This is a genomic window from Natrinema sp. DC36 (assembly GCF_020405225.1).
Lineage (GTDB): Archaea > Halobacteriota > Halobacteria > Halobacteriales > Natrialbaceae > Natrinema.
Window position 1 is genome coordinate 1,669,370 of record NZ_CP084472.1, and the last position, 26,030, is coordinate 1,695,399.

At 63.9% G+C, this 26,030-nt stretch carries 25 protein-coding genes; 16 read left to right on the forward strand and 9 right to left on the reverse strand.

Annotation, left to right across the window (positions count from 1 at the left end):
* Positions 1 to 42 precede the first annotated feature (42 nt).
* Both rocF and LDH74_RS08885 read left to right on the forward strand, forming a co-directional pair.
* The gene (gene rocF / locus LDH74_RS08880) at positions 43 to 963 is read left to right on the forward strand and encodes an arginase (protein ID WP_226042142.1); all 921 of its coding nucleotides are present in this window, start codon (positions 43 to 45) and stop codon (positions 961 to 963) included.
* Between the two features lie 116 nt (positions 964 to 1,079).
* Complete coding sequence (locus tag LDH74_RS08885; protein WP_226042143.1) at positions 1,080 to 2,249, forward strand: NAD(P)/FAD-dependent oxidoreductase; 1,170 nt, start codon at positions 1,080 to 1,082, stop codon at positions 2,247 to 2,249.
* A gap of 192 nt (positions 2,250 to 2,441) precedes the next feature.
* Here LDH74_RS08885 and LDH74_RS08890 read toward each other — a convergent pair whose 3' ends face one another.
* The gene (locus LDH74_RS08890; RefSeq protein WP_226042144.1) at positions 2,442 to 2,984 is read right to left on the reverse strand and encodes an acyltransferase; all 543 of its coding nucleotides are present in this window, start codon (positions 2,982 to 2,984) and stop codon (positions 2,442 to 2,444) included.
* Between the two features lie 122 nt (positions 2,985 to 3,106).
* On the opposite strand from LDH74_RS08890, the gene LDH74_RS08895 reads away from it, so the two are divergent.
* Positions 3,107 to 3,433 carry a hypothetical protein gene (locus LDH74_RS08895; protein WP_226042145.1) on the forward strand — a complete coding sequence of 109 codons (327 nt, stop codon included), beginning with the start codon at positions 3,107 to 3,109 and terminating at the stop codon, positions 3,431 to 3,433.
* Positions 3,434 to 3,508: 75 nt separating this feature from the next.
* Here LDH74_RS08895 and LDH74_RS08900 read toward each other — a convergent pair whose 3' ends face one another.
* Together LDH74_RS08900 and LDH74_RS08905 are read right to left on the reverse strand one after the other, a co-directional pair.
* Positions 3,509 to 4,318: a hypothetical protein gene (locus LDH74_RS08900; protein ID WP_226042146.1), complete on the reverse strand. Its 810-nt coding sequence runs from the start codon at positions 4,316 to 4,318 to the stop codon at positions 3,509 to 3,511.
* 107 nt (positions 4,319 to 4,425) lie between these two features.
* Entirely contained in the window at positions 4,426 to 4,686 is a 261-nt protein-coding gene (locus tag LDH74_RS08905; protein WP_226042147.1) for a hypothetical protein, read from the reverse strand.
* Between the two features lie 323 nt (positions 4,687 to 5,009).
* On the opposite strand from LDH74_RS08905, the gene LDH74_RS08910 reads away from it, so the two are divergent.
* The 8 genes from LDH74_RS08910 to LDH74_RS08945 all read left to right on the forward strand — a co-directional run bounded on the left by LDH74_RS08910 (position 5,010) and on the right by LDH74_RS08945 (position 14,782).
* Positions 5,010 to 6,428, forward strand: a complete 1,419-nt coding sequence (locus LDH74_RS08910) for an SLC13 family permease (protein WP_226042148.1) — start codon at positions 5,010 to 5,012, stop codon at positions 6,426 to 6,428.
* A gap of 100 nt (positions 6,429 to 6,528) precedes the next feature.
* Complete coding sequence (locus tag LDH74_RS08915) at positions 6,529 to 7,179, forward strand: helix-turn-helix domain-containing protein (protein WP_226042149.1); 651 nt, start codon at positions 6,529 to 6,531, stop codon at positions 7,177 to 7,179.
* Between the two features lie 192 nt (positions 7,180 to 7,371).
* Positions 7,372 to 9,210, forward strand: coding sequence for an ABC transporter substrate-binding protein (locus LDH74_RS08920; RefSeq protein WP_345778553.1), 1,839 nt, complete (start codon positions 7,372 to 7,374; stop codon positions 9,208 to 9,210).
* 2 nt (positions 9,211 to 9,212) lie between these two features.
* Positions 9,213 to 9,419, forward strand: a complete 207-nt coding sequence (locus LDH74_RS08925) for a hypothetical protein (protein ID WP_226042151.1) — start codon at positions 9,213 to 9,215, stop codon at positions 9,417 to 9,419.
* Positions 9,416 to 10,411, forward strand: a complete 996-nt coding sequence (locus LDH74_RS08930) for an ABC transporter permease (RefSeq protein ID WP_226042152.1) — start codon at positions 9,416 to 9,418, stop codon at positions 10,409 to 10,411. The genes LDH74_RS08925 and LDH74_RS08930 overlap by 4 nt, the downstream gene beginning before the upstream one ends.
* Complete coding sequence (locus LDH74_RS08935) at positions 10,408 to 11,328, forward strand: ABC transporter permease (RefSeq protein ID WP_226042153.1); 921 nt, start codon at positions 10,408 to 10,410, stop codon at positions 11,326 to 11,328. Before LDH74_RS08930 ends, LDH74_RS08935 begins: the two co-directional genes overlap by 4 nt.
* Complete coding sequence (locus LDH74_RS08940; protein ID WP_226042154.1) at positions 11,325 to 13,427, forward strand: ABC transporter ATP-binding protein; 2,103 nt, start codon at positions 11,325 to 11,327, stop codon at positions 13,425 to 13,427. Before LDH74_RS08935 ends, LDH74_RS08940 begins: the two co-directional genes overlap by 4 nt.
* Before the next feature lie 5 nt (positions 13,428 to 13,432).
* Positions 13,433 to 14,782 carry a hemolysin family protein gene (locus LDH74_RS08945; protein WP_226042155.1) on the forward strand — a complete coding sequence of 450 codons (1,350 nt, stop codon included), beginning with the start codon at positions 13,433 to 13,435 and terminating at the stop codon, positions 14,780 to 14,782.
* Between the two features lie 10 nt (positions 14,783 to 14,792).
* On the opposite strand, the gene LDH74_RS08950 is transcribed toward LDH74_RS08945, so the two are convergent.
* Together LDH74_RS08950 and LDH74_RS08955 are read right to left on the reverse strand one after the other, a co-directional pair.
* Positions 14,793 to 15,245, reverse strand: a complete 453-nt coding sequence (locus LDH74_RS08950; protein ID WP_226042156.1) for a universal stress protein — start codon at positions 15,243 to 15,245, stop codon at positions 14,793 to 14,795.
* A 165-nt stretch (positions 15,246 to 15,410) separates the two neighbouring features.
* Positions 15,411 to 15,605, reverse strand: coding sequence for a hypothetical protein (locus tag LDH74_RS08955; RefSeq protein WP_226042157.1), 195 nt, complete (start codon positions 15,603 to 15,605; stop codon positions 15,411 to 15,413).
* A 106-nt stretch (positions 15,606 to 15,711) separates the two neighbouring features.
* Between LDH74_RS08955 and LDH74_RS08960 the strand changes: the two genes are divergently transcribed.
* The 3 genes from LDH74_RS08960 (at position 15,712) to LDH74_RS08970 (ending at position 20,103) form a co-directional block, all read left to right on the forward strand.
* A complete protein-coding gene (locus tag LDH74_RS08960) occupies positions 15,712 to 16,446 on the forward strand; it encodes an MBL fold metallo-hydrolase (RefSeq protein WP_226042158.1) in 735 nt (244 codons plus the stop codon).
* Positions 16,447 to 16,651: 205 nt separating this feature from the next.
* Positions 16,652 to 19,345, forward strand: a complete 2,694-nt coding sequence (locus LDH74_RS08965; RefSeq protein ID WP_226042159.1) for an MMPL family transporter — start codon at positions 16,652 to 16,654, stop codon at positions 19,343 to 19,345.
* A complete protein-coding gene (locus tag LDH74_RS08970; protein ID WP_226042160.1) occupies positions 19,342 to 20,103 on the forward strand; it encodes a helix-turn-helix domain-containing protein in 762 nt (253 codons plus the stop codon). The genes LDH74_RS08965 and LDH74_RS08970 overlap by 4 nt, the downstream gene beginning before the upstream one ends.
* Positions 20,104 to 20,118: 15 nt before the next feature.
* Here LDH74_RS08970 and LDH74_RS08975 read toward each other — a convergent pair whose 3' ends face one another.
* Positions 20,119 to 21,186, reverse strand: coding sequence for an mRNA surveillance protein pelota (locus tag LDH74_RS08975; RefSeq protein WP_226042161.1), 1,068 nt, complete (start codon positions 21,184 to 21,186; stop codon positions 20,119 to 20,121).
* A gap of 211 nt (positions 21,187 to 21,397) precedes the next feature.
* On the opposite strand from LDH74_RS08975, the gene LDH74_RS08980 reads away from it, so the two are divergent.
* Positions 21,398 to 21,817: a hypothetical protein gene (locus LDH74_RS08980; RefSeq protein ID WP_226042162.1), complete on the forward strand. Its 420-nt coding sequence runs from the start codon at positions 21,398 to 21,400 to the stop codon at positions 21,815 to 21,817.
* A gap of 153 nt (positions 21,818 to 21,970) precedes the next feature.
* On the forward strand, positions 21,971 to 22,588 hold the full coding sequence (locus tag LDH74_RS08985; protein ID WP_226042163.1) for a hypothetical protein: 618 nt from the start codon (positions 21,971 to 21,973) through the stop codon (positions 22,586 to 22,588).
* A gap of 48 nt (positions 22,589 to 22,636) precedes the next feature.
* Here the strand turns inward: LDH74_RS08985 and LDH74_RS08990 are convergent, their stop codons facing one another.
* The 3 genes from LDH74_RS08990 to rqcH form a co-directional block, all read right to left on the reverse strand.
* Positions 22,637 to 22,930, reverse strand: a complete 294-nt coding sequence (locus LDH74_RS08990; RefSeq protein WP_226042164.1) for a hypothetical protein — start codon at positions 22,928 to 22,930, stop codon at positions 22,637 to 22,639.
* 104 nt (positions 22,931 to 23,034) lie between these two features.
* Positions 23,035 to 23,283 carry a hypothetical protein gene (locus tag LDH74_RS08995; protein ID WP_226042165.1) on the reverse strand — a complete coding sequence of 83 codons (249 nt, stop codon included), beginning with the start codon at positions 23,281 to 23,283 and terminating at the stop codon, positions 23,035 to 23,037.
* A 130-nt stretch (positions 23,284 to 23,413) separates the two neighbouring features.
* The gene (gene rqcH, locus LDH74_RS09000; RefSeq protein ID WP_226042166.1) at positions 23,414 to 25,612 is read right to left on the reverse strand and encodes a ribosome rescue protein RqcH; all 2,199 of its coding nucleotides are present in this window, start codon (positions 25,610 to 25,612) and stop codon (positions 23,414 to 23,416) included.
* Positions 25,613 to 26,030 lie beyond the last annotated feature (418 nt).

The window sequence follows — 26,030 nt, forward strand, 5'->3', positions numbered from 1 at the left end:
CGACATCGCCACGACCAAGCCCGTCGACGGCGTAGCGCACGTATGGGACGAACCGTCAGAATCATCGGCGCACCGATGGACTACGGGGCGAACCGCCGCGGTGTCGATATGGGGCCCTCGGCGATTCGATACGCGGACCTGGCCGACGGCCTCGAGCGAGCGGGCGTCGAGCCGATCGACGACGGCGACCTCTCGATGCCGCGCGCCGAGGAGCGCGATCCGGACGCCGACCAGCCCAGTCGGGGAAACGCGAAATTCCTCCGGGAGGTCGAGGATGTCTGTTCGCGCGTGGGCGATCGAGTCGCGGCGACGCTCGCCGACGGCGAGTTCCCCCTCGTGCTGGGCGGTGACCACTCGGTCGCGATCGGGTCGCTCGACGGCTCGGCGCGAGCCGCAGATCTCGGCGTCGTCTGGTTCGACGCCCACGCGGACCTCAACACGCCCGAAACGTCACCCAGCGGGAACGTCCACGGGATGCCACTGGCCGCAGCACTCGGACGCGGCGCGTTCGGGGAGACCGAGTGGGCACCCGCGGCCGGACTCCGGGAGTCGTCGATCGCCTACGTCGGCCTCCGGAGCATCGACGACCGCGAGCGCGAACTGATTCGAGAGAGCGAGATGACGGCCTTCACCATGTCCGACATCGACCAGCGGGACATCTCCGCGGTCGTCGAAGACGCGCTCGCGGTCGCAACCGACGGGACCGACGGCGTCCACGTCAGCCTCGACCTCGACTGGCTCGACCCCAAGGCGGCCCCAGGTGTCGGCACCCCCGTCCGCGGCGGCGTCACTTACCGGGAAGCCCACGCCGCGCTCGAGGTAATTTCTCGACGCGACGAGGCCGACGGGATACTCAGATCGATGGACGTCGTCGAGGTTAATCCGATTTTGGACGAGGCGAACGAGACGGCGACACTCGCGGCCGAACTGACGGCGAGCACGTTCGGGAAACGCATTCTTTAATCGGTTCGCTGAAATGTCTTGAACCGGCTCCACGAGCGGTGCTCCGGCATGAGAACCGAAGACACACTGATTCCCGTTTCAACACCTTTGTATCATAGTGTTTCGCAGTGTTGCATATGACTGAGAACGTCGTCGTGCTCGGTGCTGGCTACGCCGGTACCGGTGCGGTCAACAAACTCCAATCGGAGCTCGAAGGCAACGCTCGGCTGACCTGGATCGCTGACGTCGACTATCACCTCGTTCTGCACGAATCCCACCGCGTGATCCGAGATCCGGACGTCCGCTCGGACATCACGTTCCCGGTCAACCGGATCGCGGACCCGTCGACCCGGTTCATTCAGGACGAAGTCACCGGTCTCGACGTCGACGAACAGACCGTCGAACTCGCCGACGGCGATGACGTCGACTACGACTACGTTCTCGTCGGTCTCGGCAGCCAGACCGCCTACTACGGCATCTCCGGCCTCGAGGAGCACTCCCTGACGCTGAAGAGCCTCGACGACGCCCTCGAGATCAACGAGGCCGTCACCGAAGCGAGCCAGGAGGCGACGCGCGGCGACCCCGCACAGGTCGTCATCGGCGGTGCGGGCCTCTCGGGCATCCAGACCGCCGGCGAGATCGCGGAGTTCCGCGACAATCACCGCGCGCCGATCGAGATCCACCTCGTCGAAGCGCTCGAGGAGATCTTCCCCGGCAACGATCCGGAAGTCCAGCAGGCGCTGCGCGACCTGCTCGAGGAGGCCGGCGTCCAGATCCACACGGACGACCCGATCACCGAGGCCACCGCGGACCACATCGAGTTCGACGAGGGCGAACCGCTCGATCACGACGTGCTCGTCTGGACCGGCGGCATCACGGGTCGCGACGCGATGGACGACGCCGACCTCGAGAACGAACACAACCGAGTGACCACCGGGGCGAACTTCCAGACCTCGGACGAGCGCGTGTTCGCCATCGGCGACTCGGCGATCATCGACCAGGGCGACCAGCCCGCACCGCCGACGGCACAGGCCGCCTGGCAGGCCGCGGACGTCGCCGGCGAGAACATCGCCCGCGCGATCGAGAACCGCCCCCTCAAAACCTGGGAGTTCGAGGACAAGGGGACCGTCATCTCCGTCGGCGAGAAGGCCGTCGCCCACGGCGTCAAGCCCGCCTTCGGAATCTCCCTCCCCGTCGACACCTTCGGCGGCTACCCGGCGAAGAACCTGAAAAAGATGATCGCCGCCCGCTGGATCGCGGACATCACATCCTGGAACGTCGCCCGCCGATCCTGGTCGTCTCTCTAAGCCTGTTTTGGCTGTTGCCGTTCGAGCAGTGGCGGTTGTTTCGTCCTCGACTCTTCGTAGATTGTTAGACCGTCACTGACCGCTAGTCGACGGTCACGCCAGCGAAACCCGTACGGCGTGAGGGACTCGAAGCCGATCGGTTCGCTGGAGCGAGCAGCGCTGCACTCTACTGTTGCGCTCGAGACGGCCCGTTCAGTCCCGATCCTCGGCGGCCGTCTCGCCAGTCGACTCACCCATCGTTTCCGCCGGAACGCCGGCGACCGTCGCCCCGGGCGGGACGTCGCGGGTCACGAGCGAGTTCGCCGCGATCCGGGCCTCCTCACCGATCTCGACGCCGGGCAACACGATCGCGCCGGCCCCGATCATCGCTCGTTCACCGACGACGACCTCGCCGGTCCGGTACTCGTCCTGCAGGAACTCGTGACAGAGGATCGTCGCGTCGTAGCCGACGATCGCGTCCGCTTCGACGGTGATCAACTCCGGCCAGAAGACGTCGGGCGTGGCCTCGAGGCCCCACGAGACGCCCTCGCCGACCGTGACGCCGATACGCCGCAGTAGCCAGCGTTTGAACCGGAGGCTGGGCGAGATTCGCACGAGCCAGACGACGATGTAGTTGATCGCGACCCGGAGGGGGCCGCGAGCGGTGGTCCAGTGGGCCAGCGAGTTGCGCGGTCCGGGCGTCGCGTGGCGCTCGACGCGCTCGTGTCGCCGCGTCGTGTCGTCGGAAGTCGTCACTGCCCCGTCCTTTGACGTATCGCTACATGAAACCGATCGATGCGGAACCGGAATCGAATCGACGAATCGACCCTAACTGGGTAGGGGATATCGCTGTCCCGATTCGCGCGAATGGAAACTGTATGTCCCAGTCTCAATCGAAGACCCTCGAGTCGCAGACGATCTGGACGCTGCTTTCGAACCCGACGCGTCAGTCCGTTCTCGACGTGCTTCGGACGGTCGAACGGGGGACGCCCGAGGAACTGGCCCACCGGATCGCCTCGTCGGATCGCGACTTCGAGGGCAGCGAGTCCGGACCCGCCGCCCGGCGAACGATCACCATCGCACTGATCCATAACCACCTCCCGCGACTGGACGCACACGATGTCGTCGAGTACCGCGGTCCCGAAGCGGCGGTAACGCGGGGAGAAACCTTCGAGGATCTCGTCTCGGTTCTCGACCGATCGTGACGGTGGCGAGCGGGAGAGAAACCCGGCGCTTGCCGCCGCTCGGTCGAGAGCGATAACGCACGCCTGTCGCCGCCCTCACTCGCGGTCGGGGTGATCGATCGCTCGTGCTCCCGGAACCCCCACCATCTCCCGAAACGCAGACCCCGAAAGAGCACAGCGATAGGCCGGCTTGAACATCATGTTCGACCCGCCGGCGCGGACGTTCCACTCGGACGCGATTTCGTCGCGCAGGTAGTACTGCGGCCGTTCGTTGCCCGGCGCGACGTAGTAGTCGCTGAGCCGAATCGGCTCCCGCTCGAAGAGTCCGCCGGGCGTGCGGCCGTCGACGATGACGACCGGCTTCTCGAGGTAGAGATCGCTGCCCCGGGCGCGTTTCGCGTGTGCGTTCTCCGGATGCGCGTCGAGGATCGCCTCCCGCTCGTCGGGGGACATTTCGGGGTCGACGACGACCACCTCCTCGACCGTGAAATACCCGATCAGGTAGCGGTGGGCGCGGTCCCCGCCCGGTCGACGCAGTCCGGCGTAGAAGCCGACGACGTCTCCCGGCTCGAGCGCGCGGAGCCGCGAGACGTAGCCGCTGGTCCGGTGTTCGCCGTAGGTCAGCGCCTCGAAGTTCGGATCGCGGTGGAGCGGCCAGTCCGCGAGCGCGTCGCCGGTGACGGATTCGGTCCCGTCGTGGACCGGCTGAGGCGTGATACGGGTCGTCAGGTCCGCTGCGGTCCCGTCACCGGCACGGAGAGTCCACGAACCGAGGGTTTCCGACTCCGCCGTGTCGGGGGTTTTCTCCGGGATCGGGACGTATTCGAAGCGGCCGTCGTCGTAGAGGGGAGCCAACGCACCGACGTTCGTGCTGTCGGCACCAACGCCGGCGAGAACGACTGTCATAGGGGTGTTCGTACTCATCGGTCGGATCGACGTGGCGATAAATCCGCCGAAAGCTCGGGACGGCCGGGAGGCCGGGAAGCGATGACGCGGTCGACGACCGATTCGGGTCAGCGATCGGTCGAACGGGCCACGTAATAGAGGGGAACGAGAAGGATGAGGAAGAGGACGCCGGTCGCGGCGACGCCGAGCCACACCGTCGATAGCCAGCGCACGGGAAGCATGCCGGCGACCTCGAGGACCCACAGAAGGCTGTAAACGCCGACGATCAGCAGGCTGGCGACGTACACCCGCAGGAGCCAGCCGACGATCCGGTACAGCGTCGTCGTCGTGACCGCCGGCGGAAAGGAGTCCTCGAGGTGGCCGATCATCTTCTCACCCGCCGGTCGGTAGTGCGGGCGAAATCGTCGGTAGCGATGGGACGCTCACCGCTCGAACGCTGGCAGCCGCGGGTCGTCGATAGCGATACCATCGAGCCGATACTCCACAGTGGTTAGTCAAATCGCTTGAATCTTTGTGCTGTTCGCAGGGAGACGTTCGGATATGCTCACCGCACTCCGTCCGCAATGGTTTCAGTTCGAAGGGTGCCTCGAATAGTTGTGCCCTGATAACGGTCTCGGTGGCGGCGGCGGTGTCACCAGACTCTTCTTAAACGAGAGCGGCGACGATGCCGATAATGGGAGATCGGTTCGGTATGCGGACAAGATTGGTGACGGCGCTATTATCGTGGCAATCCCTCGGATTGCTCACGGCCACCATCGTACTCGTGGTCGGTACGACAGTCACTCCACCGGCGGCCCTCTCCGTCGACGGGCAACGCACACTGGCAGTGTTCCTGTCTGCGCTCGTGCTGTGGCTGACTCGGCCCGTGCCGTACGTCGTCTCGAGTGTTCTCAGCGTCACCTTGCTGTTCGTACTGGGGACCGTCAGTTCGTTCAGTGCGGCGGCGACGGGTTTCACGTCGACGCTCGTGTTCTTTTTGCTACTCCTCCTGTTGCTGGGTGACGCGACGACGAGTGTCGGTCTCGATCGACAGCTAGCGAGACGCGTACTGACCGCGGACAGTACGCCACGCCGTGCGTTGCGCTCAGTTGCTGGGAGCGTCCTCGCGCTGGCACTGGTTATGCCCTCCGCGATGGCCCGCGCGGTAACGTTTATCCCGATCGTGAAGCAGCTCACGTCTGCGTTCGAACTGGACGCCGACAGCGGGTTTGAGAGCGCAGCGTTTCTCATCCTCGGCCACGTCAACCCGATCGCATCGATGGCGCTGATGACCGGTGGCGGAATGGCGTTGGTCACCTCCGAAATCGTCGCGACGTCGGTGAGGCCGATAACCTGGGTCGACTGGGCCGTGTTGATGGTTCCACCGACGATTCTCCTCTACACGTTGGCAGCGCTCTGTGCGGGCCTGTTTGCGATGGACGACGCAGAGATGACCGCCGGCAGGAAAAACGCCGCGCAACTGGAACCGGACGGCAACGGGACGACCTCACTGACTCGTGAACAGCGTCTCGTCGGAATCGTTCTCTCCGGAGCCGTCATAAGCTGGATCGTCGGCTCGTTCGTCGGACTCCCGACAGTCCTGCCGGCCGTCGCGGCGGTCGTAGTGCTCTCGCTTCCATCCGTGGGCATTATCACAGCCGAGGATATTGCGGATGTGAGCTGGGGGATCATCTTCCTCATCGGCGCAATGTTATCGATTCTGGATGTCTTGGAGGTGACCGGTTCGATTACGGCAGTCATCGACGTACTCGCACGATGGATCCCGTTCGCGGCGCTCGCCCACTGGCAGATCGTCGCAGTGCTGATAGGCATCGCCGTCGGCATCCGTATCATGTTTTCGACCGGCTCGGCAGCGATCGTCGTTGCACTTCCGATCGTCCTCGAGTTCGCGAGCGTCTTCGGTATCGACCGACTGTTTCTTGCACTCGCCGTCTTGCTAGTCGTCGGCTCGACGACGATCCTTCCGTTCAATACGACGGCGGTCCTGGTGTCGATGGATCGCGGACCGCTCTCTCACCGTGATGTCGCCTCGTTCGGCCTCGTGACGATGGGACTCTCGCTCGGTGTCGCTGCCGTCTCATGGCTCATCTACTGGCCGCTGGTGACCTGACCGCGATAAGCGTGAGCTATATATGACCGGATCGGACTCTTCTCTGTAGGAGGGTCCCCCAATTCTACGCGTCGAGTTCACGACTGTGCCGACGGGTGTGATGGCAACGCTCCATCGAGAGCTGGACGACGTCCGGAGTATCGAACTCGACAACGCGTTCTACGTCGAAGACGGGACGTGGATCGAGTCGCTGACCGTCGCGTCGAACACGGAGTTCGACCCCGAAACCGTCCTCGCGGGCATCTCCGGCGTCTCGCTGTTCTACAGTAGCGAGATTCCGACCGCGTCCGACGATCTCGAGATCCGTCGACTCACCATTCTCGCGAACGAGTCGTACCCGTACATTCTGAGTTTGATCCTGCGTCAGGAAGCGATTCCGAACCGCATCGTCCTCCAGAACAACGTTTTCGAAGTCGTCGCAACCACGCGGGACTGGGATCAGTTCCGTTCGATGGCCGACGAGATACAAGAGACTCTCGGCGAGTTCGAGCTAGTATCAGTCACGCAGAACGAAGACCCCGGCGAACCACTGGATAGCGGGCGACTGACGGAGGTTCTCGTCTCGAAACTTACCGACGACCAGTTGATGATCCTCGAGACGGCGTACACTCACGGCTACTTCGACGTTCCTCGGGGGGCCTCGGAGACTGACCTCGCCGACGAACTCGATATCACCCAATCGACAGTTAACGAGCGACTCAGGACTGCCGAACGAACCCTGCTCGAACTCATCTACGGTCCTCGCGAGTGACAGCGGTCGGAGACGATTTCGAAGCCGGTCGGCTCCATTTTATCTGCCCTGATTTAAAGTTCGATAGATATCGGCCGCTATTGGGAGTAGAACGAACCTAGTTACCCCGTAACGTGGGACTGAATGACGCCGAAAGAAAACCATGACAGTTCGGTCACCGGAGAAGGTGATCGACTCACACGACGCGGCTATATCGCCACGGCCGCCGCGGCGCTCGGAACGAGCGCACTCGCGGGCTGTAGCGGCAGCCGTGGCGAGAGTCTCGAGCCGAATGTGCCCGAGGGGGTCCCGAAAACCGTCGACACCCAGTACTGGCGCGAGTGGGAGACGATCGACGCCGACTCGCCGCCGCTGGACTACAGCGCGACCGCGGGCGCGGTTCTCGACCGGTTGCCCATCGAGTTCTCGAGCGAGGACGACCCGTGGATGCGCGAGCACGCGTTACTGGTCCAGCGCGGCCTCGACGATCTGGGGATCGCGGTCGAGCTCAACGACCGGCCGTTGAACCAGCTCTACGCCCAGAGCTGGTCGACGAAGGGGCTCGAGGCGGTGATCTCGATGAGCACGCACGGGCCCGACCCGCAGCGGGGGCTCGATCCGAACCCGCTGTTGATGCGCCGGACCGAGGGATCGCTCTCGAACTACGATAACTACTACCACCCTGAGCTGCAGGAGATCCTCACCGAACAGGCCCGGACGACCGATCGGGCCGAGCGCGAGGAACTCGTCGATCAGGCACAAGAAATTTTCGCCGAGGACGTCGGGGCACTGATCACGCTCTTCCCGAACGTCGTCACGGCGGTCAACACGGAGCGGTGGTCCGGCTACGTGAAGACGCCGGGCAACGGCCCGACGAAGGACTCGTTCGTCTGGACCGAGGTCAACCTCCAGCCCGAGACAGATAATCGCACCTACGTCAAGGGTGTCTCGACGTCGATGAACTCGCTGAACCTCCCGTGGGCGGCCGGCGGCGCAGAGGCCAAGCGGCTGACGTTCATCTACGACGGGCTGTTCGACGCGGCACCCAACCTCGACGTGGTCCCCGCGCTGGCGACCGGCGGCGGCTTCGTCGACGAGACGACCGTCGAGCTCACGCTGCGCGAGGGCGTCGAGTGGCACGACGGCGAACCGTTCACCGCCGAGGACGTGAAGTTCACCGTCGATCTCTATCAGGAGTATTCCTCCTCGAGTCAGGTGCCGTTCTACGAGCCGATCGAGTCCGTCGAAGTGCTCGGCGACCACGAGGTGCGGTTCAATCTGACGAACCCCGACGCGGCGTTCATGACTCAGCGGGTCGTCCGCAGCGTCATTCTCCCAAAACACCGATGGAATGACGTTGACAACCCGTCCCAGCACAACCCGGACGCGCCCGTCGGGACCGGACCGTTCCAGTTCGAGGACTGGGAGCAGGGAACCCGATTCTCGGCCTCGCGCAACGACGGCCACTGGATGTTCGACGACGACTGGCGGGCCGACGCGCTGGGCGACCAGACCGAGCACGGCCCCGGCATCGAACGGGTTATTTGGATCAACGTGAGCAACGTCGACGCGCTGATCGGCTCGCTACAGAGCGGAGCGATCGACGCCGTCGGGACGACCCTCTCGACGCTGCAGGCCGACCGCGCGGCCAACGCCGACGGGGTCGAGCAGATGTCGGCCGGCAACTACGCCCCGCTGGACACGAAGCTCATGTTCTCCTGTCCGCTCGTCCGCGACAAGGAGTTCCGCGTCGCGCTGGCGAAGGCCGTCGATTCGCAGGGGTTCGTCGAAGACTTCCTGCAGGGCGAAGCGACGGTGCCGGCCGGCGAGAATCCGATCTCCTCGCTCACCCAGTGGCACAACGCCGAGACGACCGGATACAGTTACGACGTCCAGGAAGCGCGCGACGTCCTCCAACGGGCGGGCTACACCTGGGACGACGACGGCAACCTGCGCTTCCCCAACGGCGACGCCTGGGGTGCGTTCGTCGAACGAATCCAGCCCGAAAACACCTACAAACGCCGCTCGGACCTCGATCAACCCGATTTCTAACAATGAACTGCACGACCACCCTTCCCAAAAGACAGACCCAAACGGAGGCGAACAAGCACCCCGACCGTGCCACCGCTCCAGCCGATCGTGCCGCACCAAACGGCCGTACGGCGACAAGTGAGAAGACGCCGGCGAGCGACCGCGCAGCGGTCGACGCGATGGCACAGTCGGCGAACAAGACGGCGATTGTCCCGGAGGGCGACCGATGACGAAGTTCCAGCGGTTCCTACTCAAGCGGTTCGCGATCTCCGTGCTGCTGACGCTGATCGCTGTTTCGGTGATCTTCGTCGTTCTGCGGCTCCTACCGGGCAGCCCCTTCGAGGCGCTCGTGACCTCGGGGAATCTGAACCAGGAGCAGATCACCGAGATTCGGTCGATGTACGGCCTCGACGAGCCGATGTGGAAACAGTACGTCAACTACCTCACGAGCTTACTAACCTTCCAGTTCGGCTACTCCATCCTGCGGAGCCAGCCGGTCTGGACGGTCCTCGAGCCGCGCCTGATCAACTCGCTGATCCTGCTCGTGCCCGCGCTCGTGACGACGGCGATCCTGAGCTCGCTGCTCGGCATGTACGCCGGCTGGAACCGGGGCAGCCGCCTCGAGAAATTTAGCATCGTCTCGACGACGCTGCTGCGCTCGACGCCGGTGTTCATCACGGCGATCGGCTTCATCATCGTCTTCGCGTATAACTTCGAGATCGTCCCCGCGCTCGGCATGCGATCGATCCGGGCGACGCCGGATAGCTACCTCGAGACGTTCGTTTCGCTTGACTTCCTGCATCACTACATCCTCCCCTTCACGGTCGCCGTCCTCTACTACAGCGGCGACTTCCTATTGCTCGCACGCAACGGCGTGGTCGAGAAACGGGGCTCCGAGTTCCTCAAACTCCACCGTGCGAAGGGGCTCACGGAGATGCAACAGCTGGCCCGCGCAGGCCGGAACTCGATGCTGCCCATTCTGACGTACTTCACGCTGCGGTTAGGGATGATCTTCCAGGGGCTGATCCTGCTCGAGGTCGTCTTCAGTTGGCCTGGGATTGGCCGCGAACTCGTGTTGGCCATCCAACAGCAAGACTACCCGCTGGTGCAGGCAGCGGTCTTCATCATGGCGCTGGCCGTGATCCTCGCGAACCTCGCCGCCGACGTCCTCTACGCGTACTTCGATCCGACGGTCTCGACTAACGGAGGTGGTGCCACATGAGTACCGAAACGAAACCAAAGGGAGCGCTGTACAGTCGCATTGACGACCTATGGACGACCGTCCGCGACCAGTTCGCGTTCCTGCGGCAAGATCCCCTGGCGTTCGGAGGGATGATCGTCGTCGGGGCGTTCGTGTTCCTCGGGCTGTTCGGGCCGCTGCTGGCTCCCCACGATCCGATCGAGTACACGGTCCGCGGCGACGGCGGCTCCGTCCTCCGGCTGTCGGCCCCGAGCGCGGAGGCGTTCTTCGGGACGACGTCGTACGGAAAGGACGTGCTGAGCCAGTTCCTCGCCGGCGCGCGACCGACGCTCATCGTCGGACTGTTCGGCGGGCTAGGTACGGGCGCGCTCGGGTTCACTGTCGGCGTCGTCAGCGGCTACTACGGCGGCTGGGTCGACGAACTCCTGATGCGACTGACCGACCTGACGTTCTCGCTGCCGTTCATGCCAATGGCGCTGTTGTTGCTGACCTTCATGACGCCGAATATCTGGCTGATCACGGCGATCATCGCTGCCTTCCTCTGGAAGATGCCGGCGCGGGTCGTCCGCTCTGAGGTGCTATCGGTCCGCGAGCGAACGTTCGTCAAGTCCGCTCGAGCCAGCGGCGCGAGCGACCTGCGGACGATGCTGTACCACGTCGCGCCGAACGTGTTGCCGATCGGCTTCCTCTACACCGCCTACGGCGTCGCCTGGGCGATCGCAGCGCAGGCGAGCCTGGCCTTCCTCGGCTTCGGCGACCCGACGATGACCAGTTGGGGCCGAATGCTACGGCAGGTGTTCGCGTCGGGGAACATGCGCGTCGCGTGGTGGTGGGTGCTCCCGCCGGCCATCGGTATCGCCGCGATAACCACCTCGGTGTTCCTCATCGGACGGGCCTACGAGGAAGTCATTAATCCCGAAATTCAGACCAACCAATGACGCTACTCAACGTCGAAGATCTTAAAGTCACGTACGCGACCGACGACGAACCAGTCCACGCCGTCAACGATGTCTCGTTCAGTATCGACGAGGGCGTCAACTACGGCCTCGCCGGGGAATCCGGCTCCGGGAAGTCCACCGTCGCGGAGGCGCTGCTCGGCCTGCTCCCGACCAACGGGACCGTCGAGGGCGGTACCATCGAGTTCGACGGAACGGACCTCACGTCGCTTTCCGAGGCTGAGCGCCGGGACATCCTCTGGGAGGACATCGCCTATATCCCCCAGAGCGCGATGGACTCGCTGGATCCTGTGATGACGACCGGCGACCAGATCGCACAGGCGATCCACACCCACCGTAACGTCACGGAGACGAAGGCGTACGACCGCGTCCGCGAACTGTTCGAAATCGTCGGCCTCGACCCGGGCCGAATCGACGACTACCCCCACGAGTTCTCCGGCGGGATGCGCCAGCGGGTCACCATCGCGATGGCGCTGGCCCTCGAGCCGGACCTCATCATCGCTGACGAGCCGACGACCGGACTGGACGTTATCGTCCAAGACAAGATCATCGACAAGATCTTGGAGATTCAAGAGCGGATGGACAGCTCCCTGCTGTTGATCACCCACGAGATCGGCGTCATCGCCGAGACCTGCGACGAGTTGTCTATCCTCTACGGCGGGAAGGTGATGGAGCAGGGCAGCGTCGACAACGTGCTGGTTAATCCGACGAATCCCTATACGATGGGACTGAAGAACTCCTTCCCGGAAATCGACGAGGACGAGGACCCCGTTGCGATCCCCGGCTCGCCGCCGAACTTGAATCGGGAGCCGACGGCCTGCGTCTTCGAGGACCGGTGTCCGTTCGCCACGGACGAGTGCGGAGAATCCCATCCGGAGCTGGTCGATCTCCCCAACCGAAACCACCGGTCGGCTTGCCACCGCGTCAAGGAGGCGGCCCAGCTCCGACGGGACGCGGACGAGCCGGAGACGTGGAACATCCCCGACGACGGGGATGTCGAGTCCGACCGCGGTGAAGTCATCCTCGAGACAGGTGACCTCGAGAAGCACTACGAGCAGAGCCAACCGCTGCTGAGCAAGTTCCGCGGCGAAGACCCGGATCGCGTGAAGGCAGTCGACGGCGTCTCGCTGTCCGTCCGCCGCTCGGAGGTGCTCGGCGTCGCCGGTGAGAGCGGCTGCGGGAAGTCGACGCTCGGCGAGACGATAGCGCTCCTCGAGGATCCGACGGGCGGTGAGATGACGTTCGACGGGGAGCCCTACGAGTACTACCAGGACGGCAACCTCCAGGAGTTCCGGCGAAAGGTCCAGATCGTCTTCCAGGATCCGTTCGACTCGCTCAACCCCCGCCAGACCGTCCGTAAACTCGTCGGCGAACCGCTGACGATCCACGATTACCGTACCGACGAGAAGGAGCAGGCCATCATCGAGACGCTCGAGAAGGTCGGGCTGACCCCCGCCGAGAAGATTCTCGATAACTACCCTCACGAACTCTCGGGGGGGCAGCGCCAGCGCGTGGCGGTCGCGAAGGCGCTCGTACTGGATCCCGACTTCCTGATCTGTGACGAACCGGCATCGATGCTGGACGTTTCGCTGAAGGTCAACCTGCTGAACCTGCTGCGGGGGCTCGCCGACACCGAGGAAATCGGGATCGTCTACATCTCTCACGACCTCGCGAGCCTGATGCAGGTCTCGGACCGGCTGGCCATCATGTACCTCGGCCGGATCATCGAAGAGGGTGACGTCGATCGCATCGCGACCCGGCCCAAGCATCCCTACACCTCGTCGCTGCTCTCGGCTGCGCCGGAGAAGGACCCGACTGCCGATCGAACTCGCGTCCTCCTCGAGGGAGAGCCGCCGGACCCGGTCGATCTCCCCTCGGGCTGTACGTTCGCTCCGCGCTGTCCGAAGGCCAAGGAGTCGTGCTGGGAGGACGAACCGGCCGTCGGCGAGGCCGGTGGTGAGGGCCATCGGGCAGCGTGTTACTTCCCGGATGACGAAGACGAGCAGTCCGTGTCGGACGCGTCGGCGATGGACGAAACCGAGTTCCCCGGGTCCGCGAACACCGATTCAGTAGGTGACTGAATTCCATGTCCGGCCTCGAGATAATCGCCGCGCTGAACGCCGTCGGCGTCGATCTTCCGTCGGATCTCGTGGCCGTCGCCGGCATCGGAACGCTTCTCGTATTGCTGATGTTATCGGCGTTCTTCTCCTCGGCGGAGATCGCGATGTTCTCGCTGGCTCAGCACCGAATCGAGGCGCTCGTCGAGGACGGTTCGCCCGGTGCCGACATCGTACAGACGCTGAAAGCCGACCCCCATCGGTTGCTCGTAACGATCCTCGTCGGGAACAACCTGGTCAACATCGCGATGTCGTCGATCGCGACCGGACTGCTCGCGATGTACGTCGGGCAGGGCCAGGCGGTGCTGGCGGCGACGTTCGGCGTGACGGCCGTCGTCTTGCTGTTCGGCGAGAGCGCTCCGAAGTCCTACGCCATCGAGAACACGGAATCGTGGGCGCTCACCGTCGCTCGGCCGCTGCACGTCTCGAAATACGTACTCTATCCGCTGGTGGTGACGTTCGATAGGCTGACCCGCATCGTCAACAGCCTGAGCGGCGGCGGAACCGCCGTCGAGTCCTCGTACGTGACCCGCGAGGAGATCCGGAGCCTGATACGGACCGGCGAAAACGAGGGCATCATCGAGGCCGACGAGCGCGAAATGCTCCAACGAGTGCTCCGGTTCAACGACACGATCGCGAAAGAGGTGATGACGCCGCGGTTAGACGTCACCGGCGTCCCTCGAACGTCGACGGTCGACGACGCCGTCGAGAAGTGCGTCGAGAGCGGCCACACCCGCTTACCGGTGTACGAGGGAGGGCTCGACACCGTCGTCGGCGTCGTCACACTCGCCGATCTCGTCCGCGACCATCAGTACGGCGAGACGGTGGACGACACGCTTGAGGACCACATCGAGGAAACGCTGCACGTCCCGGAGAGCAAGCAAATCGACGACCTGTTCCGCGAAATGCGTCACGAGCGCGTCGAACAGGTCGTCATTATCGACGAGTTCGGGACGACCGAAGGGATCGTCACGACCGAAGATATCGTCGAAGCGGTCGTCGGCGAGATACTCGATACGAAGGAAGCGGAACCCATAGAGACCGTCGATGAGCTGACGACCTACGTCGACGGTGAGGTGAACATCGAAGCCGTCAACGACGTGATCGGCGTCGAGTTTCCGGAGGGAGAAGAGTTCGAGACGATCGCCGGTTTCCTCTTCAATCGCGCCGGGCGGTTGGTCGACCCCGGCGAGACGTTCACCTACGACGGCGTCGACCTGGCCGTCGAACGCGTTGATAACACGCGAATCAAGCGCGTGCGTATCACCGAACCCGACCCGCAAACGGCCGACGATTTCGGTGTGACTGCGTCGAGTTAGTGTTCCGCGACTACTCTCCGTCCGATATAACTGTCACGACCGGCCGATCAGCCTCGAGAAGGACGGACTGAGTCGTACTCCCGAACAGGGCCTTTCCGGTGGGTGAGCGCTTTCTGCCGCCGATAACGATGTATTCGGCATCGATATCGGTGGCAACGTCCAGAATCGATGGGACCGGCTCGCCAACGCGCCCGAGCGTCGAGACTGTCTCCAGGTCGACGTCCTCGAGCGTCCCAACGACGACCTCATTCGCGACGTTTGCCGCGGCTTCGGCGCGCTGGGACTTACTGTATCCGCGAACGTCAGAGACGCGCTCGACAGTCTCTTTGCGGGACTCGAACGCTTTCTGTGAGACGACGTGGAGGACGGAGAGCGTCGTCTCGTAGGCAGAAGCCAAATCGTGTCCGGTCTCGACGACAGTATCGTGTTCATTTGTCGCATCGACAGCTGCGAGTATAGACATGCGAAAACTACAACGACCGAATGTTGTAAAAGTACGGCATCATTACCGCGGTATTGGCGAGAAACATAGATTGTATGGGATAATAATACGAATGCGAACTGATACTGGGGTTGTCACTGTCGTGAAACGTGGAAGGGGAATGACTCGGTAGACGGATCCGGACACTCAAGCTTGCGACTCCTCGAGTACGCTCTTAGACGTCACGACCTCGACTCCGTTCGTTTCGCAGCCGGTCATCGCCTCAAGACGATCGGAATCGTCGACGCGTCGCGTCACCGGTCGCTCGGACTCGAGCGCTGGCGGATCCACCGTTCCGATCGAGAGCGGCCCGCCGTAGGGCTCGAGTACTGCAGCGCGCACGGGTCTGCGTCGAACAGCAGCGAGTGACCCGTACCCCTACGACGGACGAGAACGGGAGACGACAGCGAAAGGTACCCTTATCGGCTCGGGCGTTCCACACCCTCGTATGCGTGTCACCTTTCTCGGTACTGGAAGCGCCATGCCTACGGGGGATCGGTTTCAGGCGGGGATTCTCGTGCAGGCGGACGGCCGGACGCTGCTGATCGACTGCGGTGCCGGCTCGCTCCAGCGGCTCCAGCAGTCCGGCGTCGGCTACGAGAACGTCTCGACGGTTCTCCTGACGCACCACCACCTCGATCACGTGGCCGACCTGCTCCCGCTGATGAAAGCCCGCTGGCTCGCCGGCGAGGAGCACCTCGAGGTCGTCGGCCCGCAGGGGACCAAGGCGCTGGTCGACGACCTGCTCGACGTCTACGAGTACATGCGGGACAAACTCGAGATACAGGTTCGCGAGGTCGTCGCCGGCGAGTTCTCCGTCGCCGGATTCGACGTATCCGCCTACGAGACTCGCCACTCGCTGCCGTGTCTGGCCTACCGATTCGGCAATCTTTTCACGTTCAGCGGCGACAGCGAGGCTTTCGCGGGACTGGCAAACTTCGCCGAGGGGTCGGCGATCCTCGCTCACGATTGTTCCTTTCCCGACGACGTCGACGTCTCGAACCACCCGACGCCCGACGCACTCGGCCGGGAACTGTCCGGCCGGGAGATCGGCCGAGTCTACCTGACCCATCTCTATCCCCACACCGAGGGCCGCCACGACGAGATGCTCGAGTCGATCGCCGCTCACTACAACGGCGATGTCCGGTTCGCCGAGGACCTCCAGACGGTCTCGATTACATAGTTCTCGACCAATCGTCGCAGTCACGCCCGCGTCAAGCTCCGTTTTTGCTCCGGATCGACCTTCTTCTTCGAGCCTGTCGTGAAGCGCCCGGATTTCCAGAACCGTTGACGTGACTTCCAAACACGTATATACAGTCGAGTTTGTAGGATCATAACAACAGCATGGACCCCACCGAATTCGCCAACGCGAACAGCGAGGTACTCGAATGAGCGTTCCCGAACGGATCGCGGACGCCATCACCGGGCACACGCGGATCGTTCTCGTAGTCCTCCTGCTCCTGACGGCGTTCGTCGGAGCCGGAGTGCCGAGCGTCGACGACGACTCCTCACTCTCCCAGTTCGAGAGCGAATCCGACGAGGCAAAGGCCCTCGAGCGGATCGACGAGAACTTCACGAGCGAACAGCGGGAGAACACGACCAGCGTCCAGCTGATCGTGCGCGGCGATAACGTTCTCGAGAAGGAGTCGCTGGTCTCGTCGCTCGAATTGCAGCAGGAGATACGAGCCGACGAATCGATCAACTCGACGCTCGTCGAGAACCAGTCGATCACCGGCGTCGAGAACATCGTCGCGATCAGTGCGATCAGAAGCGAGCGAGCCGCTGAACGGAACGAAACCGGCGTACAAGGCCAGCAGCGCCAGGCAGACGGGAACAACACCACCGACGCCGGGGACGGGGCCACCCGAGCGCAGCCGTCCCTCGACGAACAGATCGCGGCCCTCGAGGACCTGAGCGACGAGGAGTACGAGCGACTCCTCGAGCGGACGCTGTCGGGAGAGAGCGCGGCTGACAATATCGCGATTGCGTTCATGCCAACCTCCTACGAACCGGGCAGTACGCAGGCCGACACCCGGATGACGTCGATCACCCAGTCGACCGCCAGTGACGGTGCAGGCGGTATGGGCGGCGGCGCGATCAGCGACGAGATCATCGACAGTCAACTCGAGATTCGCGAGTTGGCCGAGACGCAGGACCAAGAGTACCTCGTCTTCGGCGGCGGCGTCATCACCGACGAGATCAACCGATCGATGGGAGACAGTCTGGCCATCGTCGGCCCGCTCGCAATGTTGTTCGTCGTCGTCGCGCTGGTACTCGCTTACCGCGACCTGCTCGATATCCTCCTCGGCGTCGTCGGCATCGTCGCCGTCCTCGTCTGGACGTTCGGCTTCATGGGCTGGGCGGACATCGCGTTCAACCAGATGTTCGTCGCGGTGCCGGTCCTCCTGATCGGCCTGTCGATCGACTACGCGATTCACGTGTTCATGCGCCATCGGGAACAGCGTGAAGCGGACGGCACCGGCGGAACCGTCCGCGGCTCGATGACGATCGCGCTGGGCGGCGTGGGTGCCGCCCTCGTCTGGGTGACCGCGACGACCGTCATCGGCTTCCTCTCGAATCTCGTGAGTCCGATCGGCCCCATCCGCGAGTTCGGGGTCGTCAGCTCCGTCGGCATCGTCGCCGCGCTGATCGTCTTCGGCGCGCTGATTCCGGCCGCCAAGATCGAGATCGACGAGTTCCTCGAGTCCCGCGGCTACGATCGCCGAAAGCGAGCGTTCGGGACCGGCGGCGGCCGCTTCAGCGACGTTCTGACGGTCGGCTCGACCGCCGCTCGTCGAATCCCCCTCGCCGTCCTCGTCATCGTCGTCCTGCTCACCGCGGGCGGCGCATACGGGGCGACACAGGTCGATACCAGTTTCCAGCAGGAAGACTTCCTCGCAGAGAGTCCCCCGGCGTGGACCGAAAACCTACCCGGCGGAATGGCTCCCGGCGAGTACCACGCCAAGGACGACCTCGAGTTCGTCAACCAGCACTTCCAGCGCGAGGACAGCCAGGCACAGCTACTCGTCGAGGGTGATGTCGACGACGACGAGTTCCTCACGAAGATCAACGAGACGCGGACCGACGCCGCGGGCGACGACGGCATCGCGTACACGTTAGCGACCGGCGAAGCCAACATCCAGGACCCGCTCTCGACGATGGAACGGGCCGCCAGACAGAACGAATCGTTCAACGAGTCGTTCACCGCTGCCGACACCGACGACGACGGCGTCCCCGACGAGAACGTCTCGGCGCTGTACGACCAGCTCTACGAAGTCAACGGGGAAGCCGCGAGTCAGGTCCTCCACCGGACCGATGGCGGGGAGTACCAGTCGGCTCGGATGATCGTCGCCGTCAAGGGGAACGCGACCGCCAGCGAGACGACCAGCGAGATGCGGACGCTCGCCGGCGATCTCGAGGAGGGGAGCGACGATCGCTGGAGCGCGATCGCGACCGGCGATCCGATCGTCAGCCACATCGTCGAACAGGACCTGTTAGACACCGTCCTCGAGAGTCTCGTGATCACGCTCGTCGCGGTGTTCCTGTTCCTCACCGCGGCCTACTGGCTGACCGGAGCCAGCGCCTCGTTGGGCGCCATTACCCTGCTTCCGGTCGCGTTCTCCGTCAGCTGGATCCTGGGGACGATGTACCTCATCGGAATGCCCTTCAACGTGTTGACGGGGATGATCACGAGCCTCACCGTCGGGCTCGGGGTCGCCTACAGCATCCACATCAGCGAACGCTACAGGCTCGAGCTCGAGCGGCAGAGGAACGTCTGGTCGGCACTGCGAACGACCGTCACCGGCACCGGCGGGGCGCTGCTCGGCAGTGCCGCGACCACCGTCGGCGGCTTCGGGACGCTCGCCTTCGCGATCCTTCCCGCGCTCCGGCAGTTCGGGATCATCACCGGGCTGACGATCACCTACGCGTTCCTGGCCAGCGTCGTCGTTCTCCCGACGCTGCTGGTGGTGTGGACGCGATACTTCGGGCCGGACGTCTCGTTCGACACGTCGGGTGCGCGGTCGGAAACGGCGACCGCGAGCGATGGCGGGACCGTCTCGGAGCAGGGTGACAGCGAGTGAGCGGCGATCAGAACGAGGCCGTCGACGCCTTCGAACAGCTGGGACTCACCAGCTACGAGGCCAAAGTGTTCATCGCGCTCCACCGGCTCGGCGTGGGGACGGCGAGAGACATCGCCGAGATCACGGACGTCCCGCGTTCGCAGGTCTACAGCGTCGCAGAGAGCCTGGAGAAGAGAGGCCTACTCGAGGTCCAGCAGTCGAACCCGATCCGGTACCGTCCGGTCAGCGTCGACGAGGCGCGCGAGACGCTCCGAGACCGGTTCGAACGCGAACAGAATCGAGCGTTTGACTACGTTGATACCGTCAAGAACGAACCCGCAGGCGAGGAAACGCAGGAGGACATCTGGACGGTTCGCGACCGCGACCGCGTCGACGATCGGGCCGTTGATATCCTCTCGCAGGCTGACGAACGGATCATCTTCGGGACTCGGCTTCCGGAACTCGTCACCGACTCGATCGAACGGACGCTCGCGGAACGCGCAGCGGACGGCGTCTCGGTGACCATTATTAGCAGAACGGACGCGGTCCGCGATCGGTTCGCCGACGCCGAGGAAATTACCGTCGTGAGCCCGCCGGACCACCGGACGGACGACCAGCGGTCGGGACGGATCGTTATCGTCGACGATGACAGCATTCTGTTGAGCGTCCTCGGCAGCGAGGACGGCGAGACCGCAATCTGGAGCGCCGCCTCGGTGTTCGCCTCGGTCTTGATTCAGCTCATCGAGGCCAGCGACGAGCTACGGGTCGAAACCGACTGACCGGGCGTTCGAGGATTACTCGAGGCGGTATCGAAGCAATGCCGCGATCCCGCCGAGATTGGAGAGCTGCTGGCCGGGCGGGAACTCGCTCGAGAAGACCGTCACGTCGCCGCCTTTCTGTTCCGTCGTCCGGACGATGTCGTCGACGCTGATCGCCCACTCGCCGTCGGGACCGCGTTCTTTCTGTAATCGATCGTCGAGGACGAGCAGCCGTTCGATCGCGCCGAACTCGGCGGCCTGTTGGACCTGCTCGGGGCCGTACGCCGCCTTCGCACCCTCGGCCATCCGCCGGGTGAGTTCGTCGATGTACTCCGCCTCGCTCTCGATGCGGGTCTCCTCCTGAACGTCCGCGACGGCCCCGCGTTTGAGCACCTCGTGGACGCCGCGGTCGCCGACGGCCGCCGTGTCGACCATCGTGATCAGCTCGGCCACCTCGGGCTCGTTCTCCTCGAGGTGCTTGTACGCGTCCTGCTTCGTGAAGCCGGGACCCGCGAGGATGATCGCGTCGACCTCGAGGCGCTTGAGGACCGTCGCGAGCTCTTCGAACAGCTCCGAGCGGCCGCGTGCGTACTCGCCCTTGCCGGTCGTTCCGGTGATCGTCGCCCGCTCTTCGGTGCCGTACTGGGCGACCGAGTGGACGTGGGCCTGACCCTCCTCGACGGTGGCGATGGCGACGTCCGGGTTCTCGGTGGCTTCCTCGGCCTCCTCGAGGCGGGCCGCCTGATCCGGTTTGAACCGCTTCTCGATCGAGAGTTCGTCGCGCGCCTCGACGTTGAGCGTGTGGTGAAAGCCGAGTTGATCTTCGCGCGAGCAGGCGACGATTTCCCCGCCGACCCGCAACCGGTTGGCGAACTTGTGAAACTCGACGGTCTCGACGGCGATGGCGACCCACATGTGCTCGCGCTCGCCGCCCGTATCCCGCATCTGGTCGTCGTTACGCTGAATCCGCCGGGTTGTATCGCCCGCGACGCGATCGCCGGGCTCGAGGACGTACTGCAGGTGCCAGAGATCGTCCACGCTCTCCGGCACGACGGTGACCCGCTCGCGGCCACCCTCGACCTGCTCCCGGTCTTTGATCTGCATGACCGTTCGTTCTCGGGATGTCGGTAAGTGCCCTGCGATCCGCGTGTGTAGCTGTTGTGCCCGACGTCGTGTATTGGTCGTCAGTTCCTCCGGTGCACGAGGGAAGCTTCGATTCGGCAGTCGTTTATTTCATACAGTGAATTTGTCCACTCATATGAAATATAAGCGATACAGTAAAATACTCTGTCAGCGTCTCTATAGTAGGTTACTAATGTCAACGACAAACAATTCAGTGGCCGGAACGGAACCCGTCGAACCGACAGCGACCAGTCTCGGTCCCGAGGAGAACGTGCTCGGTGCGATCTCGTACCTGTTCTCGCCCCTGACGGGCATCCTCGTCTACCTCCTCGAAGACGAAAACGAGTTCGCCCGCTTCCACGCCGCCCAGAGCATCGTCTTCGGAGTCGCCTCGATACTGGTCTACGTGACGCTCAACGTCGCGACGACGGTCATGGCGATGCTCGTCGGCGATCTCCTCGGCTTCCTGATCACGGTGGTATCGTTCCTGTCGCAGATGGGACTCGGATTCGCCCTCCTGCTCGTCTGGCTCTACCTCCTGGTCACGGCGTTCCAGGGGAAGCGGACGAGCCTTCCGCTCCTCGGCTCGATGGCCGAAGAACACCTGCTCTGAGCCGGTACTCGTTTAGGAGTACTAGCCATGTCCGCGTCTTGACCCAACGTGTTCGCGTGGAATCCGGTCACAGCAGCCGAGATTCACGAAATTTATACTCGGTTGACATAGGTAGGGACCGACGCTATCCTCACTGCAGACTTCCGTTCGGGTATGAACCTGAGACACACAGCTCGGTTAGAAGACTTCGGCGTTCGTTCGGTCCTGACCCACGCGATCATGGCGATAACGTTTACGGGTGCGGTCGTGACGGGGCTGTTCGTCGACGGACAGCTCGGGCTCGCCTCGTTCGTCGCGTTTCTCAACTTCACAGCCGGCGTGTGGATCGCACAATCGATTCACTCCCTCGGGAACGCACGGACCGACGATTCGTACGACGGAATCATCGCGGTGCTGCTCGACTCCACCGGCGAAAAGACCTTTCGTGGGCTCGATACCGGCCGGCTGGCCCGACTCCTCACGTTGATCGCAGGCGTGACGGCAGTCTCACTGCTGGTATCCGGGGAGGTCCTCTCCGGCGCGATTGCGTCGATCGGTGCCGTCGCGATCGGTGCCGTCGCGCTCGTGACCGCGATGGTCGGGTTCCTGATCGCGATGGGTTCGACGTTCGACGAATCCGAGCGTCGGGCGACCCGCGTCGGCGAACGCGAACGCGACCGTGACGGGATGGGTCGAACAGCCCGCCAGCCACCCGAGTCCGACGACGGATCCGCCATCCGAATTTCGGTTCGAGAGACCCACGTGGACGAACCGGCGTCCGATCATCGATAATCCGACGGATCACGACGGCTCACGCTCGAGCACGCAGAGCGCGGACGGTCAGTCTCTGAGTTCCTCGAGTTTCCCTTTCGCCTTCTCGAGGCCGGACTCGAACGTCTCCTCGATCTCCTCGACGGAGCGTTCGACGTAGTGGACGCTCTCCTTGGGGACTCGGCGAACGACGTCGTTGCCGTCGTCGTCGGTCCCGTACGCGAACAGCCAGTGTTCTTGAAAGTAGGCGATCCGGTCGTTGTCGACAGTGACTCGCTCGACGTCTTCTCCCGGCGTCTCGTAAACGATCGTCGCGGTGCCCAGCTCCGGCTCCGTGTCGGTGTCCGTATCGATGTCAACCATGGGCGGTGCATTCACGGTCGGCCGTGTAATCGTGAACCCGGCAGATGCAGCCCGCGTTCAAACGCTGGAAAAACGAACGATCGCAGCGAATTGCGCCTACACGGTCAATGGGATCCAGACTCGGTCGAGGAGTTCGCTTGCTCCTCCGCGTTCGTGTCGCGAACACCGCCGTCGTCCGTCGGCGTCGGTTCGGCCTCCTCCGCCTGATACGGTTGGGTACCGGGACCGAGCGCCAGGAACATCACGAATCCGATCGCAACCACCATCGCGGCGAGGACAATCCACCCGATGATGACCGGCCCATCGAGTCCGCCAAGCACTGCGGGGACGAGCGTCTCGAGTAGTGGTATCATCGACTGCGCTAGTTCGGGACCACCAATCAGTGTTGAGCCGTCTATGTCGGGGTCGTGCTCCGATCTCGAGCGACGCGGCACGAGAGTCACGCAGCCATCGTCGATCCGAGCGGATCGCCGCGGATGCGACTCACTCCTCGCTGACCCGACTGCCGCCCGGCGGCATGAAGTGCTGGATCCGGTCGGGACTCGCGATTTTGCGGACGAACGTCTCGTCCTCGAACCGTTCGCGGAACGTGCGGTAGAGTCGCTTTGCCGTATCGGCCTGTGCGTACCGACCGGGCTCGAGTTCGATCGTCGTCACCGCCCGTTCCTCGATGGCCGACGACGGTCCGCCGATCACTCGCGTGTACGGTTCGCACTGAATGCCGACGGCCACGTCGACCGGCGTATCGCGGTGATACGTCCGGTCACCGCGGATCGCGAACCCGCCCTTCTCGAGGTACTCGCCGCTCTCGGGGGTCTTCGTGACCTGATCGGAGTCGACGGCGTAGACGTCGCCCGCGTAGCGGCCGTCCTTCCAGACCGACGAGTAGGAGACGGCGAACCGGGCGGCCTCCTCGATGCTCGACTCGGGGAGGTCGATATCGCTCGAGGAGGCCTCGCTGGGATCGGTCGCCTTCAACACGGTGACGGGGGCGCCGTGGGCCTGCGTGTGGAAGACTTTGTCACCGGGCTCGAGGTACTTCTTGACGAGTTCCTCGTTCTGGTCGGCGTTGCGCCCGCCGATCACGAGGAAGTCGTCGCTGGTCTTGAACCAGCGGAAGCGATCGAACCACGGTTCGTTCTCGCGGATCGGCACTGACGGCTCCGCAAGCCAATCGCGTTGCGTTTCCTCCTCGTCCTCATCTGATTCGTCGTCGTCCGTACTCTCGCCGTCGTCGGCTTCCCACTCATCGCGGCGGCGCTTGGCGTCCTCGAGGTCCTCGCGGGTGTTCTCGATGGCCGCCAGCGCGCCCTCCTTTTTCCCCTCGACGCGCTTGGCCTCGGTGTAGAGTCGGTCGGCGTTCTGTTCGACGCCCTGCTGCGTGACGAGACTGATCCGCTCGCCGTCGATATCGACGGTGACCGTCCCCTCGCTGCCGTCGACATCGACGACCGCCTCGGCGGCCTCGATACCACGGTCGGCTCCCTCCTCGAAGCGTTCCCTGATCTCGTCCCAGGGGCGATCCTGCTGCCGGGCGTTCTGGATCGTCGAGAGAATCTCGTCGACCAGTCCGTACTCTGCGTAGAGCAGTTCGGCCTGCTCGCGTAGCGAGTCGGCCTCCTGCTCGAACCCCTCGATCGCCCCCTCCTGTTGCTCGATAATCCGCTCGTGTTTGGCGATCTCCGATCCGAAATCCGGCCGCTGGTCGGTCGGGTCCGGCTCCTCTTCGTCGTCCAACTCGAGCCGGAAGAAGTAGTCGTCCAGCGCGCTCAGGAACGAATCGTACGGCTCCGCGGCGAGTCCCGAACGCTCCTCGAGCGGGAACGGGGTCACGTCGACGACGTGTGCGTCGGCGGCATCGGCGTCGCCGGTCGCGGCGTCGTCGACGTTGCCGTCCGGTCCGTCCTCGGCGTCCTCGTCGTCTTCGTCACCGCCCTCGAGGTAGAGTCGCGGCTCGAAGTTGCCGTTCCGGATGTCGAGCGCGAGCCGTTCGATCGCCTCGTAAAGTCGGTCGTAGACGTCCTCGTCGGCGTCGGGAATGTCCAGCCCCTTCTCGACGCCGGCGCGAGTACACAGCTCTTCGGCGTAGAAGCCGCCGAAGTTGAGCTGCGTCGCCAGCGTCCGGACGACGTCCGTATCGGAGTCGTTCATCTCGTGATCGAACGCCTCGCGGGAAATCGTCAGCGGGTTCGTCCGGGAATCGGGGAACTCGTAGCGCGATCCCGGAACGACGGTGCGTGATTTGAGCCGGACGGTCTCGAGGCAGTCGATCACTTCGTACTCGCCGTCGGTGACGGCGACGTTGCCCTGTCCGAACAGTTCGACGATGATCCGAGTCGTGCCGTCGTCGCGTTCGAAGACGAACTCGAGGATGCGATCGAACTCGTACTGCTCGACGCCGGCGAAGTCGGCCCCGGAGAGGCGGTTGCGGAGCATCATCGCGAACTGGGGCGGGCGGCCGGGAGCGTCGGGAACGCGCTCGGGGGCGACCGTGTGGGCTCGCTTGGTTTCGCCGACCTCGATGATCAGTTCCGTGCGACCGCGGTCGAAGTCCCGCATCTTGAGCCGGACGAGGTCGTCGCCGTAGAGATAGGCCTTGTCCAGCTTCGCCCCCTCGTAGGCCCCGAGTTCCCCGACGAGGGCGGCGAGGTCGACGCTGGTGAGTTCCCGCTTTGGATCCATACCTCACACTGCCCGTCCCGGTCAAAAAGACGTGTCGCTCCGACGCCAGCGCCTGATCCCAGCCCGACCGCATAGTGTGGGGTGGCCGTGCCCCCATCGGGAAGTGCAGGTGGAGAAGTGCACACTCACCGCGAGCGAACCGAGTGAGCGAGCGGGCCGACGACCGACCCGTAGGGGAGGGAGGAGTGCTTTTAATCAACATTTTGCCGAGCGACCGAGCGCCAGCGAGGGAGCGCAGAGCAAAATGTTGGTACACGTAGTTACCGAATCGCCCGATTCAGTTCGAGTGCGCCTCTGTATACAGAAACGATGCTACTCTCTACCGTGACGAGAAACCCGTCAGCAGTACCTTGAAAGCCCCTTCCGCGCTCGACTCACGGGCCTCGCTGTGCGCCTCGGCTCGCTCCCACCGGTCGCT